Below are 16516 nucleotides of genomic sequence, written 5' to 3'. Positions count from 1 at the left end.
TGACCTCATGAATTCAGGTCAGTTTCCCCAATATTCCAGAATCTTTCACTGCGTTCCGCCATCTGCAATAACTGCTCACACGGTGTAAACCGCGAGCCGTACTGCGTGGTCAGCCGTTGCAGAACCGCAACCACTTCACCCGCGCCGAGAGAATCCATATACCGGAACGGGCCGCCGAGGAATGGCGGAAAACCAATACCAAATACAGCGCCGATGTCGCCATCACGTGCGCTGCGGACTATCTTCTCGTCGAAACAACGGGCTGCTTCATTGAGCATTAACATAACGCACCGCTCTGCTACCTGCGCGGCGGAAAGTCGGCCCTGACCCTGGACGCCAATAAGCGTATAAATTGCAGGGTCGACCTGTTTTTTGCTTTTACGCCCTTTCGCACCATAAAGATAGAAACCCCGACCATTTTTTCTACCTTTGCGATCGTCATTCAAAATTGAAGCAACAACATTTGCAGGCGCGCTAAAACGTTCTCCATATGCAGCCTCAAGCACTGGTATAATTTTAGTGCCCGTATCAATTCCAACCTCATCCAAAAGTTGGATTGGCCCAACTGGAAAACCAAACTTAACCAGCGCGGCGTCTATGGTTTCGACCCGCTCGCCTTCGGTCAACATACGAATCGCTTCGTTAATATAAGGCGCTAAAATGCGGTTAACGTAAAAGCCGGCCTTATCTCTGACCACTATCGGCGTTTTACCCTGTTTTTTCGCTAACTTAACGGTAGTTGCAATTGTCTGCTCAGAGGTCGTGGCATGCGGGATCACTTCGACCAACGGCATTTTTTCCACCGGACTAAAAAAGTGTAAACCAATCACTTGTTCGGGCCTTGCAGCGTTCGCAGCAATATCGCTAATGGGCAAAGATGAGGTGTTAGAAGCAAAAATGGTATGAGGTGCGCAATTTTGCTCAACTTCTGCCACCATCCTTTGTTTTAGCGACAGATCTTCAAACACGGCTTCAATAATTAGATCGCGATGCGCAAAGCCACGGTAGTCGATCGTTCCCGAAATCAGCGCCAGTTGTTTATCGCGTTCGCTGGCTTTGATATGACGGCGGCGAACCTTCGTTTCAAGCTGATCCCAGCTGTACTTCAGCGCGTGGTTGATTCCCTTAGCGTTTATATCTTTGATGCGCACAGGCAAGCCGCCTTTACAGGCCGTCACGTAGGCAATACCACCGCCCATCAGACCGCCGCCCAAAATACCTACGCTGTTTAGCGGGCCAGGTTTCGCATCACTTCCGGGATCTTTTTTCACATCGGTGTTGGCAAAAAAGATGTGCCGTAACGCCTGAGACTGGGATGTCATCGCCAGCTCACCAAACGCACTGGCCTCAGCGTCATAACCGCTACTGCTGCCTTGCGCTAGCCCGGTTTCGATGACCTCAAGGATACGTTCTGTTGCAGGGTAGTTACCTTGCGTTTTTTGCACCGTCTTTTTACTGGCCATGCGGAACAACAGCGCCCGCCCCAGCGGCCCCGCCAACACTCGCTCTCTCACGGGCAGTGTTCGATGCGCAGAACTGTCCTTTTTAGCCAGTTCTACGGCCGCTTCCAGCAAAATGGAATGCGGTACAACTTCATCCACTAAACCAACTTTCAGCGCCTGTTTTGCGCGTAATTGTTTTCCGGTGAGGATCATATCCAGTGCGGTACTGACGCCAATCAGGCGCGGCAGCCGCTGCGTACCACCGGAGCCGGGCAACAAGCCAAGTTGTACTTCCGGTAAACCCAGAACGGTTTTAACATCATCGGTACAAATACGGTTGTGGCACGCCAGTGCCATCTCCAGGCCACCGCCGAGGCATGCGCCATGAATCGCGGCGATAACCGGGATCGGCAAGGCATTAATTTCCGCCATCATCTGCTGCCCCTGACGGGCCAGCGTTTCGGCTTCCTGCGCGCTACGACAACTACCAATCATGTTGATATCCGCCCCGGCAATGAAGTTATCGGGTTTAGCCGAAATAAACACCACGCCGCGCAATGCTTTGTTATCGCGGATTTGTTTCAGAATGGCCCGTACCTGAGAAGCAAACTCCGCTTTCAGGGTGTTCATTTTCTCTCCGGGCACATCAATGGTGACAACAGCAACGTTATCCAGACGTACGTTTAGTGTAAAAGCCGATGCCATTTCCATTATTCCGCCTCCAGAACCATGGCTGCACCCAAACCACCAGCTGCACAGGCGGTCACTAAACCAAAACCACCGCCACGACGTCGTAACTCATGTAGGGTTTGGGTGATCATGCGCGCACCGGTAGCGGCGAAAGGGTGTCCATAGGCAATCGATCCACCCAGCACGTTAAATTTACTGTCATCAACTTCGCCAGTGGCATGTGCTCTGCCCAGCACGTCGCGGGCAAAACGTTCGCTACCCAACAACTGAAGATTCGCCAGCGTTTGTGCGGCAAAAGCTTCATGCATGTCGATCAGGGTTAAATCTGCCATGGTCAGACCGGCTCTCTCCAGGGCTAGCGGCGTTGACCACGCTGGTCCCAGCAGCATGTCCTGCCAGACATCGATGGCGGTAAAAGCAAAACTACGCAGGTATCCCAGCGGCACCAGCCCCAACTCTTTCGCACGCGACTCCGTCATCATGATCACGGCGGCTGCGCCGTCCGTTAGCGGGGTACTGTTTGCTGCGGTGACAGTGCCGTGCTTGCGGTCAAACGCCGGACGTAGTTTGGCGTAATCGGCCAGCGTAGAGTTACCGCGAATATTGTTATCTTCTGAAAAAGGATCTTTAAACGGTGGCGCGTAGGTAGTCATTACCTCATCTACCAGCTTTCCTTCAGCCCACGCCTGAGCGGCACGCTGATGAGAGCGGTGCGCCAGAGCATCCTGCTGTTCTCGGGTAATACCATAGGTTTTGGCCATTTGCTCAGCCGTATCCCCCATACGCAAACCAGTGGAATACTCGGCGACGGCTGGCGGCACAGGCATCAGGTCACGTAAACGCAGTCGGGAAAAGAGTTTAAGGCGTTGACCGGTTGTCCGGGCCTTATTGACATCCACCAGCACCCGCGCCAGCTTTTTACTGACGCCAATAGGCAAGACTGATGAGGAGTCCGCACCACCCGCAATTCCCGCACGAATAGACCCCGCCATCAGGCTTTCCGCGACATTCGCCACTGCCTGAAAACTGGTCGCGCAGGCTCGGCTTACGCTATAGGCATCCGTATGCACATTCATGCCGGTTCCCAGCACGATTTCACGAGCAATATTTGGCGCTTCAGGCATTTGCACCACCTGACCAAAAACCAGTTGCTCAATCACATCAGCAGGTATTTCGCTGCGCGCCAGCAGCTCACCGACGACCATTTTTCCTAAATCAACGGCGGGAATGCCATGAAACGCGGTAGCCTGACGAGCAAATGGCGTACGCAATCCACTTACAATGGCAATACGGTCGCCCAGGCGGGTAACCAGCGGTAAAGCCTGACTCATAACACTCCCCTGTAAAAAAATAAAATAAGTGGTCTGACCTGATCATAGTCTTAACCAATTTTTTACATTTAGCCAAGCGGAGAGAAAAGAAAGTGGGAGCTAAGACACAGTGAATAATCACTGACAGTTACGAAAAAGCCCTTGCTATCAGATAGCAAGGGCTTTTGCAGAGGGGGATTAACGCAGGCCCAGCTGGAAGATCAGCGTTTCAGCTTCACAGGCAAAAACAAAGTCGATATCCAGACGCACACCTTCTGACTCTTCAGTAAAGGTCGAGGTGATTTGGCAAGGCTCAGATTCCACGCCACGCGCCTTTTCAGTCAGAGCGGCCAGCGTTTCTTCTGCCTCTGCGCGGTTCGCGAACACACGGCTGTAGGACGCGGTGCAATCGGAGTTGTCCATGATGGTGCCAACATCCATACAGCAGCAAACCGGGGTTTCATCAGCACTGCATTTACTCATTGTAGATTTCCTCTGTATTCGCACCTGAGGTGCCAGATAAACGATAGGGATATTTTACGCTCCCATTATTCGCCTCTCCAGTCGTTAATTGTATGAAATGCGATAAGTGACCGAAATCACACTTAAAAATGATCTAAAACAAAAATCGCCCAAACAGGTGAGTGCGCCCCCCCGCAATTTTGCCAGCTGGATCGCGTTTCTCTGATCAAATTTGAAAATATTTATAAACATACTTGCAACACTCCAGCTGGTCCGACCTATACTCACGCCACTGGTCTGATTTCTAAGTCGTACCTCAGACCCTACACTTCGCGCTCCTGTTACGGCATGTAACATTGTTTGTATAAAAATAAATCTATGAGGTTATGGTCATGAGCCAGAAAACCCTGTTTACAAAGTCTGCTCTCGCAGTCGCAGTGGCAATTATCTCCACACAGGCCTGGTCTGCAGGCTTTCAGTTAAACGAATTTTCTTCCTCTGGCCTTGGCCGGGCATATTCGGGTGAAGGCGCAATTGCAGATGATGCAGGTAACGCCAGTCGTAACCCGGCACTGATTATGATGTTTGATCGCCCTACTTTCTCAGCAGGTGCGGTGTATATCGATCCAGACGTTAATATTTCCGGTAAATCGCCATACACCGGACGCAGCACTGATGCGGACAACATCGCGCCTACGGCGTGGGTTCCCAATGCTCACTTCGTGATGCCTATCAACGAACAGTTTGGTTGGGGTGCTTCCGTTACCTCAAACTATGGCCTGGCTACCGAATTTAACGACAGCTACATCGTCGGTGAATACGGCGGTAAGACCGACCTTAAAACAGTCAACCTTAACCTGAGCGGCGCCTACCGTCTGAATGATAGCTGGAGCTTCGGTCTCGGTTTTAACGCCGTTTATGCTGATGCAAAAATTGAACGTTATTCTGGCGAGCAGACGGCTGCATTACCGAAGGTCAGCAACAAAATTGCCAGCCTGAAAGGGGACGAATGGGGCTACGGTTGGAACGCCGGGATTCTGTACGAACTGGATAAAAATAACCGTTATGGTTTAACGTACCGTTCTGAAGTTAAAATTGATTTTGATGGCGATTATAAGAGTGGCATCCGTACCCAAGCGAACGCTATACCTGGCGCTGGCACTACATTCCCATGGGGAACGACCAATGCCACCGTCCCGGGTTCTCTGACACTTAACCTTCCTGAAATGTGGGAATTGTCAGGTTATAACCGTATTGCACCACAGTGGGCTATCCACTACAGCATGGCCTATACCAGCTGGAGTCAGTTCCAGGAGCTGAAAGCCACAGGTTCCAATGGACAGACACTGTTCTATAAAGAAGAAGGCTTCAAAGATTCTTACCGCATTGCATTGGGTACGACTTACTATATGGATAAAAGCTGGACGTTCCGTACCGGTATTGCTTATGACGATAGCCCGGTTCCAGCAAGTAAGCGTTCCATCTCGATTCCGGATCAGGATCGCCTGTGGTTGAGTGCAGGTACAACTTATGCGTTCAATGACGATGCCTCTATCGACGTCGGTGTGTCTTACATGCACGGACAAAAAGTAACAGTGCAAGAAGGCAACTATACTTTCGACTCTGAAGGTAAAGCCTGGCTGTTTGGTACAAACTTCAACTACGCATTCTGATTTTCTTCAGACGTAAAAAAGGTGAGCTTTTTAGCTCACCTTTTTATTTGCCCAATTCCTTACTCAGAATCGATCTCTTTTAAATCATCCTGAATATCTTTCGCGTTCGGGTTTTCTTCTGGTTTGAGTTTCCCGCCGTTCGCAATAAAGTCATGACGCTGGAAGTAAGCTTCACGCACCATGATGTAAGGATCAGAAGACTGACGCAGCAGACCATCAGAGTCGAGCAATTGCGCGCGAGTTTCAATCCCTTCAACCGTCCATTTGCCTATCGACAACGGCCAGGTCAGCCAGGACAGTACCGGATACAGGGTATCGACCATATCGCCGCCGTCATCACGCAGCGTGAAACTACCGTAGAATGGAAGCTGCATATACGGTCCGTAACCAACATCATAGTGGCCTAACGTACTGCCAAAGCGGTGTGGTTCAACGCGCTGCAACTTCGGATTAGCCATACCTGCCACATCGATAAAGCCGCCCATACCTAACAGGGTATTCAGGAAGAAACGGGTAAAGTGCACCATCCCCTGATAAGGATCGCCTTGCAGGAAATAGTTGACCATGACGGCCGGCTCTTCAAGGTTCCCCGTAAAGTTGCTTAAACCATTACGCGCTGGCTGCGGAACATAATCTCGCCAGGCAACAGCTACGGGTCTAACAACGTATGGATCTAAAACATTAAAGTTGAAGTTGTACATGGTGCGGTTGAACCCTTCAAATGGATCCGAACGCCCCTGCTGTTCAGTACCGGAGCTCGCACACCCCACCAAAAGTGTGGTTCCCAGCGCAAGCGCCGACAGGCGAAGCTTCATAAGTGTCTCCCTGTGTTTTATGGCTATCGCTGATTGCCATCCATGACGGAACGATGACGTATCCGCCTGTTTAGATGTGAGCGATTGTAACAGCACGTCAAATGATGTCTATATACCCTGTCTTACTGATTTGATCATAGCCTGGTAATGCGCACTCCGCGGCGGTTCTATTCTAACTAACCCGATAAAAACAAACGTTACTATTTTTGCTATCTCAGACTTTCTCCCGCTGGTTTTCGGACAAAAGCCGCTACGCTTTAGCAATACGTGCTTATTCAGGATTCGGCTATGAATGACATCAAGAAAGATAAGATCGATCGACACAGCGACGAACTCGAGGTGGAAAGCGATGAAAAGCTAACAGGGACAAAGATAGAGCTTGATGAGGACAGACTCCCCTCCCGCGCCATGGCAATCCATGAACATATTCGCCAGGATGGGGAGAAAGAGATGGAGCGTGACGCGATGGCGCTACTGTGGTCAGCCATCGCAGCAGGACTGTCGATGGGCGCCTCATTGCTGGCTAAAGGGATTTTTCACGTACAACTGGAAGGCGTGCCAGGGGGATTTTTACTCGAGAACCTCGGTTATACCTTCGGCTTTATTATTGTCATTATGGCCCGCCAGCAACTCTTTACCGAAAATACCGTCACCGCTGTACTGCCGGTGATGCAAAACCCTACCCTCGGCAATTTTGGCCTGTTGATGCGCCTGTGGAGCGTGGTTCTGCTGGGTAATATTATTGGCACCGGGGTTGCCGCATGGGCGTTTGAACATATGCCGATTTTTGATGAAGAGACCCGCGATGCTTTTGTCAAAATTGGTATGGATGTGATGAAAAATACGCCAACAGAGATGTTTTCCAACGCCATCATTTCCGGCTGGTTAATTGCCACCATGGTGTGGATGTTTCCGGCTGCCGGGGCGGCAAAAATTGTGGTCATTATTCTGATGACCTGGCTGATTGCGTTAGGTGATACCACGCATATCGTCGTCGGCTCGGTGGAAATTCTCTATTTGGTCTTTAATGGCACGCTGCACTGGAGTGATTTTTTCTGGCCCTTTGCGCTACCAACGCTCGCCGGGAATATCTGTGGCGGAACGTTTATTTTCGCGCTGATGAGCCATGCGCAGATCCGCAATGATATGAGCAACAAACGCAAGGAAGAAGCCAGGTTGCAAGCAAAGCGTGATGAGCAAAAGCAGAAAAACCAGAAAAAACAGGCCTGAATGGTGACTGTTTGAGCAGTCGGGCGGCCTGAGACTTACCGTTGTGAGTAAAAAACGCTATACTCGTGCCGCTTCGTCCCCTTAGTTAAATGGATATAACGAGCCCCTCCTAAGGGCTAGTTGCAGGTTCGATTCCTGCAGGGGACACCATGAATTCTTGTGCTCCCCGTTATAATCCTTTCATTTACCAGTCAGTTCATCCCTGGGCCAGGCGGTAAAACGGCACATTCCTCACTGTTGCAGTAAGATTGTCGGACACCATTGTCTGCTTTGTCGCTATCCGCATCCCTGTTTTTCTCAGCCTCAACACATCAGCGGCAATACGCTGGCTGCCAAACCAGAAAAGCCCGTCCAGCGCAGTGACATCAAGGCCCGATTCCAGTGCCAGCTTCAGACGTTCGCGTGGCGCTTTTACTGTTTTAGCAATCTGCTGATATGGCGCTTCGCCTGAACCTGCAGGACTAATGCGCCGGATGCGATGTGACAGGCGGTACTGAAATTCATCCGGTATTCCACCGAGACTCGCTTTCAGACTGTAAACACAACCAAAGCGTTTGCCGTTAAAGATGACGTTTTTCTGACTAAGCTGCAGCTCTTCACGCACGCTGGCAATCAGTTGCGGGGTACGGAGTAATAACAGGCGGAAAGGCAACTCAAAACTGGTCACGTAGTCCACATTCAATAAAGCAATACGCAGACGTTCTTCTGGTCCTGCCTTCAATACCCGACATTCAGCAATAACATCAGCCCATTGGCCAGTAAGACGAGAACTCTCAGTCGCCTCAGTAAAGCTGTACTTTTCAGCCTGATAATCAATATGTTCGGTCACACTGAATTCCCTTCTGGCCACATCTTGGTATTGGTTGCTCACTTTACCAGCGACGACATCCCTGTGTCAGAAATCTTTTTCTAACCCACTGAAAGTACCTGACCAATGCTCCTTCGTATCCTCACCATGAGGATACGATAACTAACCGACCCGGTATGTTTTCCGGGTCGGTTAAACGGCGCCACGTCAGACAACAAAACGGTTAACCAGATCCTTCATGGTTGCCGACAGATTGTCCAGCCTCTGGCTGTCGCTCGCCGCCTGAGATACCAACGCCGCATTTTGCTGTGTAACCTGCTCCATCGGTCGCAATGCCAGGTTTATCTGGGTTACCCCTTGTGACTGCTCCGTCGCCACACGAGCGATATCCGCAATATATTGCTTCATACTGGTGGTATTATCCGCTGCGGCTTCCAGCGCGGTAGCAGATGCCGTAACCCGCTCAACACCTTCACTAATTTTGACCATATTCTGCGCGACCAACTCACGGATTTGGTTAGCCTCTTTGGCGCAACGCTGCGAAAGATTTCTCACTTCACTGGCTACGACAGCAAACCCCCTGCCCATCTCTCCTGCCCGAGCAGCTTCCACTGCCGCATTCAGCGCCAGTAAGTTAGTCTGAAACGAAATATCGTCAATCGAGGTCACAATATTCGAGATTTTTTCACTGGAAGCGCGAATATCCCCCATGCTCTGATTTGCCGCACTGGCAACGTTACTGGCCTGTCGGACCTCTTTTTCCAGCCTGATTGTCAGATGCTCCGCTTCGCGGGCATTATCCGCCGTTTGCGTAATCGCAGTTGATAGCTGCTCCATACTGGCCACAGCTTCTACTATTGATGCAGCCTGTTCATCTGTACGTTGAGCCAGATCCTGATTTCCCGCCGTAATACTGCTACTGGCATCGGACAAAACCACGGAGCCTTGCTTAATCTCCTGTACGATATGCTGAATACTTTCCAGCATCGTGTTATAGGCACGATTAAGTGAGGAAAGCTCATCTTTGCCCGGGGTCGCCAGACGTTGAGTCAGATCGCCATTCATACCCGCAATCTTGCGTAGCGTGTCACTAAACTGACGGTGCATATTAATTGCGATGGCCCCAGCGAACGTCAATGATGCCAGGAGCGCTAACAGGCTAACAGCCATATATATTTGCCAGTTTTTTCGTGCATCCTGCGCGAGTTTTTCTGCATTCACCAACAGACGATTCGCCGTCACATTTTCTATCTGCCGCATCACTTCAATACGCTGGGTTTGTACTTTAAACCAGGTAGTAGGATCGACACCAAATCCACCGTTGGCGGCATGGCTAAACGCGGTTTCACGAAATGCGAGGGCTTTTGACGCTTCTGCTGACTGTAAGCGGCTTTTCAACATGGCTGCCTGTTCCGGTGAACTCAGGCGTAACGATTCTGCCAACCAAACGTTCTGTTTACTGACGACATCACTGAGCTGATGTAACTGTCCGTCGGCGAAATGGCCGGAGGAAAAGATATTTGACAGCAGAGCTCGTTCAATACCCGCCTGTTCTTTTAAATTCAGCAGGTTGTAGTAGGCGGCGAATGCGTTTGCCATCTCGCCAGAATCCGTCAACTGCCCCAATCTACCCACAAAATTCAGCACATCAGCAATGACGTTGGTATAAAACTTAACAACATCTGAAGCCGGAAGCCCTAATTGCGTGACGTTCTCCCGTATAGTGGAGAGAGAAAGAATGTTTTTCTTAAACGTGGCGACAGAGGTGGCGACATCCCCTTCCGGTAATGCAGTATCGGACAGTGACCGCACAAATACCTCGATCTCGCGATCGGTCAAAGCCCGCTGTGCATTTAACTCATCTTTGAACGTCTTCCCTGCAGCCCCCAGAAACCCGACACTCATACCGCGTTCTTTTTGCAATTCATGCACTACATTTCCGGCACTGTGTGCGAGCGCTGTCAGTTGGGCAATATTCTCCATCTGCCGTTCTGTCTCAATGCGCGTTAATATTCCTGAACCAGCAAACCAACATAACGCCAGTAATAATGGTTGTAGCGCAATTATTAACTTCATTTTCATCGGCATTCGATAAACCCACCACATGCCACTTCCCTCCATTATCCATATTTTCACTATGGTTATCGGCGTAAAGAAGCGGCTCTTTAAATTTGAACAATGGGCAACTGTTTGTTTTTTAGATTAAATTTTTGCCAGTATAACTCTATTTAATTACTTCAATTAGAATAAAACTCTAAATAATTAACACATGCGAATCTATACTCCATTTCATTAACTTATTTGGCATATTATTTTTTATTAAAGAATCAGGTAATCATCAACTGATTCAGAAAGGGAGAGAGATACAGGACAGTGACAGCAGCCCGAGATAACAGCCATGGCGCGGCCGTCATTCTGGCGTCCCGCCGAACGTTAAGGTTATAATCCTTGCAACGATTTTTTGGATTAGAAGCGACAATGACAAAACTTACCCTACAAGAACAGATGCTTAAAGCAGGTCTGGTCAGCAGCAAAAAAATGGCGAAAGTGCAGAGAACGGCGAAAAAATCGCGCGTTCAGGCTCGTGAAGCCAGAGAAGCGGTTGAAGAAAATAAAAAAGCACAGGTCGAGCGTGATAAGCAGCTCAGCGAACAGCAGAAGCAGGCCGCATTGTCTAAAGAATACAAAGCGCAGATCAAGCAACTGATTGAAATGAACAAAATCACCATTTCCCGTGGCGATATTGGTTACAACTTTACTGACAATAACCTGATCAAAAAAGTTTATGTTGATAAGGTAACCCAGTCTCAGTTGATCAAGGGCCGTCTGGCCATTGCCCGCCTGACGGCTGAAAGCAGCAGCGAGAGCGAATACGCCATTATCCCGGCTGTTGTCGCCGACAAGATTGCCCAGCGCGATGCAAGCTATATTGTTCTAAATTGCGAACTGAGCCAGGAAGCGAAGGACGAAGACGATCCGTATGCTGATTTTGTCATTCCTGACGATTTGATGTGGTAAGAAAAACACCCCGATAATCACCCAGAGTTTCGTCGCGTATTTCGGTGAACGCTAGTGCCACCACCGAAATACCGTCACCCGCTCTTCTTCCCCACATGCCATCTGCTAAAACTTATAGTGTTCCTTGCTCAGTCCGTATTTTCTCATGCGCAAATACAGTTTCTTACGCGGAATTTGTAAATACTCCGCCACTTCATTAATGCGTCCCTGATGAATATTGAGCGCTTCGGTAATGATCTGTCGCTCGTACTCGTCGACCCGACGATCGAGCGGTGTCGGTTCGGGCAAATGCAGTTGCGGATTCGCGGTTTCAGCCAGTGGCAGTAGCCCAACAGCAAAAAGCTCGGCGGCATTGGCCAGTTCCCGGACATTGCTTAACCACACGCGACGCCGCATGCCTTTCAGTAAATCCACTTCAACTTCAGGCACCGGATGGTTCAGACGCAGACAGGCTTTGTGCAGATAATGACGAAACAGCGGCTCAATATCATCCGGGCGCTGAGACAACGGCTGGCAACCAATTTGCGTCATCGCGAAACAGTAATATAGTTCAGCCACAATCTGGTTGGTTGCCGCCAGTTCCACCAACGAAGTGGCGCCAATGCCAATTAAGCGAAACGGACGCCGCTCCTGACTTTGCAAATGCACCAGCTGGTGCTGCTGTTCGCGCGTCAGGCACTCAATATGGCTCAGGACCAGCGTTCCCCCTTGCGCCTGGGCAATAAGGTCATTGAGTTGCCCCGCATTCTCTAACGTCAACTCCCCACGAATAAACGGTCCTTCAGCGCTGCGCCCAAGCTGATGCAAATAACGGGCACCGGTCATACGTCCGGTTCCCGGCTCGCCATAAAACCAGACGGCAATATCCGTTTCAGCCAGTTGCCGTAAGCGCTGGCGGTACTGATTAACCCAGTCACTGTGGCCGACCAGTTCAACCTGGAGCTTTTGCTGGCAATAGTGACGACGTGCAATCACAGATTTTCTCTGCCGCAACGCGTCCTCTACCAACACCAGCAGTTTGCCAGGATCAACCGGTTTTTGCAGAAAATCCCACGCACCTTTCTTTACTGCCTCCACCGCCATCGGAACATCGCCATGTCCGGTGATCAACAGGATCGGAAGCTGATTGTCATCCTGATGAAACAACGTCATCAGGTCAATTCCATTACAGCCAGGCATACACACGTCGCTCAGGACAATCCCTGGCCAGTCGGCCTGCAGCCAATTTCGGGCATCAAAAGGGTTACTGCATGCGAATACATGATATCCCTCCTGTTCAAGCAACAAGGTGTAAGCGTCAAGAACATCGGCATCATCATCAATAAGCAGAACAGAATATTCATCACTCAACATCGTTTACATCCGTCAGATTAAATTGCAGAACGACGCAGGCATTGCGCCCCGGGGTCGACGCCAGGCGCAGTTCGCCGCTCATTTGCATCATTAACGATACACAAATCGATAAGCCAATACCGAGGCCAACATCCTTACTGGTGGTAAACGGTTTTAACAGTGATGGTAATAATGCCCCAGGCCAGCCGGGGCCGTTATCGCTGATAAATACGCACAACCGGCTGCCTTCGGTCTGCCAGTGAACCTCTATTTTCGCCGCAACCGGACAGGCATCCAGCGCATTTGCCAGGACGTTTACCAGCACCTGCTGAATACGCACTTCATCACCAACCACCCACACGCCCCGGTCTGGGAGCGTCAGCGTACCCTGCTGTGGCTTGTGTCGCATGGCCAACAGTTCCCAGGCAGCGTTGAACGTTTGTCGTAGATCGACCGGATGCAGAGGCGTGCCAGGCTCGGCCCGGCGCGCAAACTGACGCAGTGAACGGATAATGGCATCGATGCGAGTAATCAGCCCCTCCGCTTTGGTTAATGTGCTTCTGGCCTGAGCGGGTTGCCCCTGTTCGATTGCCCTCCCCGCCGTAAACAGGTACATCGACAGCGCATTCAGCGGTTGATTAATCTCGTGCGCCAGCGTGGTCATAGTCTGGCCGACCACAGCCAGTTTTGCCGTCTGGATCAGCTCATCCTGCGTTGCGCGAAGATCGGATTCAATCTCCTTGCGCTCGGTCACTTCCTGTTCCAGCTGATTTTTTTGCGCGCTCAATTGCCCCAGAGTATGGCGCAGCAAGCCTGCGATACGCCCCAGTTCATCGCGTCCATACACCGGGATAGAGGCATCCGTTCTGCCAAGACCAATTTGCACCACGGCCTGGTTGAGCGCAGTAAAACGCTTCACCAGACGCGAGCGAATGAAGTAGTGGTTAAGCCCCCAGGCGAGAAGTAGCGCCAGCAACGTCGCCAGCAGGATAAGCCCACCGCTGACGCGAACAATTTGTTCCAGCCGCTGGTTAAACGTCTGCATTTGCTGATGGCTACTCCCCAGTTGCGCTTCCAGCAGTGTTCGAAAGCGCCCAAGCGTGGCCTCTCTGGCATGGCTGGCATCAACCAGCGCTTTTTGCGCTGCGACATAATCGCGCATCGTATCGGGCATTTTATTTTTCATCATCCCGATTTCCAGCAGCTCATCGATAGTTTGTCGCAGTGTGATAGTGCTGGGCCAGTCATCGAGGGTACGAATATTTTCATCCGCCGTTTTCTTCAGATTTTCCAGGTAGCGGATGTGATTCTCCACCAGCATGCCATCGTCGCTACCCGATTTCAGTTCATTGAGCCTGTCGCGTAAATCATCAACGATCTGGTTTTCAATTCTTGCCAGGGTGTAGACCTGCTGCTGCTCGTTTTGCACCTCTCGGGCACGTTTGAGATACAGCGCCGCATCACCATTTTTGGCCTCGATTTGATCCAGCAACGTCCCCTGCTGCCAGGTAAAATCCTGCACCAGTGAATTCAGCTCAGTAGTAAAATCATCATGTAGCCAATCAATGCGCGCGGAAAGTTCGCTCACTTTTTCGCGTACAAGGAACATGTTGTAGAGCACCCGGTCCAGTTCCGCCATCAGCGCCCGGCTGTCCTGCAAAATCACCGCCAGTTGCTGCTGCTCTGCTGATTGCAACCCCCTGCTCAGCACTTCGATTTTATCCAGATGCGAGATTATCTGATTGCGCAGTTGCAGTCTTACCGTCGTATTGGGAGCCAGCAGGAATTCATTTAGCTGGTCCACAACCAGGTTAAGATTTCCTTCAATCAAGAAAGCGGAATGCACGCGCGGGAAGTAATCATCAAGCGAATAGCGTATCTGCGAGCTCTGCTCATGCCAGGAGTACAAACTGACGCAGCTGACGCTCAACGTCAGTAATGCGCCCGTTAGAAAGGCTCCCCGCAGGCTGCTGCTGATGCTGAGTTGGCGAAGGCGTTGCAGTATCGATCCACCTTTCATTTTAATTCTTCCAGTTTTGATATCGCCTGACGCTGATTTTTAAGAAACCAGAGCTGCCACTCCATCATCTGCTGTTCGGCAACGCTTTTATTATCAAACTGCGCAAGCCAGGCTTCATCTTCACTACTTTTGGCATCTATCGGAACGCTGGTCAGTAAGGCTCTGATTTCGGGTAGCGGGCGCTTCAGGCGCGCTTCCGCACTGTATAGCGCCCGCCATGCATCCTTCAGTTGCGCAAGACGAAAACTGATGGCGGTATCAAACATCCGCTGCACTAACTGTTGCCGCTTAAGGATCAGTCGATAATTAAGCGGAGGCTGGTTCATTAAAATAGCCTGCTGAGCAGCGCGGGGATTATCAGATGCGAGCTGCGTTACCGGATATTTAATGAGATGGTCACTCCCTCCTTCCCGGTACTATGCTGAGGACAGGCTTTCATTCGGAGAACCATCATGGAAAACATTGCGCTTATTGGTATCGATCTGGGTAAGAACTCTTTCCATATTCATTGTCAGGATCATCGTGGGAAGGCCGTTTACCGTAAAAAATTCACCCGACCAAAGCTAATCGAATTTCTGGCGACATGCCCGGCAACAACCATCGCGATGGAAGCCTGTGGCGGTTCTCACTTTATGGCACGCAAGCTGGCAGAGTTAGGGCATTTTCCAAAGCTGATATCACCGCAATTTGTCCGCCCATTCGTTAAAAGCAACAAAAATGACTTCGTTGATGCTGAAGCTATCTGTGAAGCAGCATCACGTCCATCTATGCGTTTCGTGCAGCCCAGAACCGAATCTCAGCAGGCAATGCGAGCTCTGCATCGTGTCCGTGAATCCCTGGTTCAGGATAAGGTGAAAACAACTAATCAGATGCATGCTTTTCTGCTGGAATTTGGTATCAGCGTTCCGCGAGGTGCTGCCGTTATTAGTCGACTGAGTACCCTTCTTGAGGACAGTAGTTTGCCTCTTTATCTCAGCCAGTTACTGCTGAAATTACAACAGCATTATCACTATCTTGTTGAGCAGATTAAAGATCTGGAATCTCAGTTGAAACGAAAGTTGGACGAAGATGAGGTTGGACAGCGCTTGCTGAGTATTCCCTGCGTTGGAACGCTGACTGCCAGTACTATTTCAACTGAGATTGGCGACGGGAAGCAGTACGCCAGCAGCCGTGACTTTGCGGCGGCAACAGGGCTGGTACCCCGACAGTACAGCACGGGAGGTCGGACGACATTGTTAGGGATTAGCAAGCGGGGCAACAAAAAGATCCGAACTTTGTTGGTTCAGTGTGCCAGGGTATTCATACAAAAACTGGAACACCAGTCTGGCAAGTTGGCCGACTGGGTCAGGGAGTTGTTGTGTCGGAAAAGCAACTTTGTCGTCACCTGTGCTCTGGCAAACAAGCTGGCCAGAATAGCCTGGGCACTGACGGCGCGACAGCAAACTTACGAAGCATAAAGGCAGAAATACACCAGTTTAAACAATCATTCATCTGGTTTTGCGAATACTGATATTGATGATACTAACGGCCCACCGGCCTGTTGAGGAACCTGTAAAACGGAAAGGCTCATTGAAGCCGTATATTTTCTGGAGGTTCATCAGGCGCGGAACTCATCGAGGCGCGGGAATAAAATCCCATTCAGACGCCGGATAGATTCAAGCAAGCCAACTTGTCGTCAAAATCGGTGTTGCAAAAACGGGAGTGACCATAGATTCC

12 protein-coding genes, 1 tRNA gene and 1 pseudogene are annotated in these 16516 nt (G+C 50.4%); 5 read left to right on the top strand and 9 right to left on the bottom strand.

The window, feature by feature from the left end; all coding sequences use genetic code 11:
- Positions 1-5: 5 nt before the first annotated feature.
- The 3 genes from fadJ to OGY37_RS02540 all read right to left on the bottom strand — a co-directional run bounded on the left by fadJ (position 6) and on the right by OGY37_RS02540 (position 3925).
- On the bottom strand, positions 6-2153 hold the full coding sequence (gene fadJ, locus OGY37_RS02550) for a fatty acid oxidation complex subunit alpha FadJ (protein ID WP_003834835.1): 2148 nt from the start codon (positions 2151-2153) through the stop codon (positions 6-8).
- On the bottom strand, positions 2153-3463 hold the full coding sequence (fadI, locus tag OGY37_RS02545) for an acetyl-CoA C-acyltransferase FadI (RefSeq protein ID WP_286620004.1): 1311 nt from the start codon (positions 3461-3463) through the stop codon (positions 2153-2155). The genes fadJ and fadI overlap by 1 nt, the downstream gene beginning before the upstream one ends.
- A gap of 177 nt (positions 3464-3640) precedes the next feature.
- Complete coding sequence (locus OGY37_RS02540; RefSeq protein ID WP_003834838.1) at positions 3641-3925, bottom strand: YfcZ/YiiS family protein; 285 nt, start codon at positions 3923-3925, stop codon at positions 3641-3643.
- A 371-nt stretch (positions 3926-4296) separates the two neighbouring features.
- Between OGY37_RS02540 and fadL the strand changes: the two genes are divergently transcribed.
- Positions 4297-5577 (top strand): long-chain fatty acid transporter FadL, encoded by a 1281-nt coding sequence (gene fadL, locus OGY37_RS02535; protein ID WP_003028188.1) that lies wholly within the window; start codon positions 4297-4299, stop codon positions 5575-5577.
- 59 nt (positions 5578-5636) lie between these two features.
- On the opposite strand, the gene mlaA is transcribed toward fadL, so the two are convergent.
- A complete protein-coding gene (gene mlaA, locus OGY37_RS02530) occupies positions 5637-6392 on the bottom strand; it encodes a phospholipid-binding lipoprotein MlaA (RefSeq protein WP_003028190.1) in 756 nt (251 codons plus the stop codon).
- A 288-nt stretch (positions 6393-6680) separates the two neighbouring features.
- Between mlaA and OGY37_RS02525 the strand changes: the two genes are divergently transcribed.
- Together OGY37_RS02525 and OGY37_RS02520 are read left to right on the top strand one after the other, a co-directional pair.
- Positions 6681-7622 (top strand): formate/nitrite transporter family protein, encoded by a 942-nt coding sequence (locus tag OGY37_RS02525; RefSeq protein ID WP_125112645.1) that lies wholly within the window; start codon positions 6681-6683, stop codon positions 7620-7622.
- Between the two features lie 75 nt (positions 7623-7697).
- A tRNA-Arg gene (locus OGY37_RS02520) sits at positions 7698-7772 on the top strand.
- 46 nt (positions 7773-7818) lie between these two features.
- Here the strand turns inward: OGY37_RS02520 and OGY37_RS02515 are convergent.
- Complete coding sequence (locus OGY37_RS02515; RefSeq protein ID WP_286620002.1) at positions 7819-8451, bottom strand: ECs1377 family protein; 633 nt, start codon at positions 8449-8451, stop codon at positions 7819-7821.
- A gap of 186 nt (positions 8452-8637) precedes the next feature.
- Positions 8638-10536, bottom strand: a complete 1899-nt coding sequence (locus tag OGY37_RS02510) for a methyl-accepting chemotaxis protein (RefSeq protein ID WP_149281775.1) — start codon at positions 10534-10536, stop codon at positions 8638-8640.
- A 372-nt stretch (positions 10537-10908) separates the two neighbouring features.
- Here OGY37_RS02510 and OGY37_RS02505 point away from each other — a divergent pair, with 372 nt between their 5' ends.
- Entirely contained in the window at positions 10909-11448 is a 540-nt protein-coding gene (locus tag OGY37_RS02505) for a DUF2058 domain-containing protein (RefSeq protein ID WP_020996692.1), read from the top strand.
- Between the two features lie 105 nt (positions 11449-11553).
- On the opposite strand, the gene pgtA is transcribed toward OGY37_RS02505, so the two are convergent.
- The 3 genes and pseudogenes from pgtA to pgtC form a co-directional block, all read right to left on the bottom strand.
- Positions 11554-12801 carry a two-component system response regulator PgtA gene (gene pgtA, locus OGY37_RS02500; protein ID WP_286619999.1) on the bottom strand — a complete coding sequence of 416 codons (1248 nt, stop codon included), beginning with the start codon at positions 12799-12801 and terminating at the stop codon, positions 11554-11556.
- Complete coding sequence (pgtB, locus tag OGY37_RS02495; RefSeq protein WP_198579389.1) at positions 12791-14785, bottom strand: two-component system sensor histidine kinase PgtB; 1995 nt, start codon at positions 14783-14785, stop codon at positions 12791-12793. The genes pgtA and pgtB overlap by 11 nt, the downstream gene beginning before the upstream one ends.
- Positions 14786-14796: 11 nt before the next feature.
- Positions 14797-15186 (bottom strand): annotated as a pseudogene (gene pgtC / locus OGY37_RS02490) (phosphoglycerate transport regulator PgtC); the annotation flags it as partial.
- 66 nt (positions 15187-15252) lie between these two features.
- Between pgtC and OGY37_RS02485 the strand changes: the two are divergent.
- A complete protein-coding gene (locus tag OGY37_RS02485; RefSeq protein WP_000427614.1) occupies positions 15253-16257 on the top strand; it encodes an IS110-like element IS5075 family transposase in 1005 nt (334 codons plus the stop codon).
- Positions 16258-16516 lie beyond the last annotated feature (259 nt).

This window comes from Citrobacter sp. Cpo030 (assembly GCF_030333005.1).
Taxonomy (GTDB): Bacteria; Pseudomonadota; Gammaproteobacteria; order Enterobacterales; family Enterobacteriaceae; genus Citrobacter; species Citrobacter portucalensis.
The sequence above is the reverse complement of the archived record's forward strand: the minus strand, read 5'-3'. Positions and strand labels throughout refer to the sequence as shown.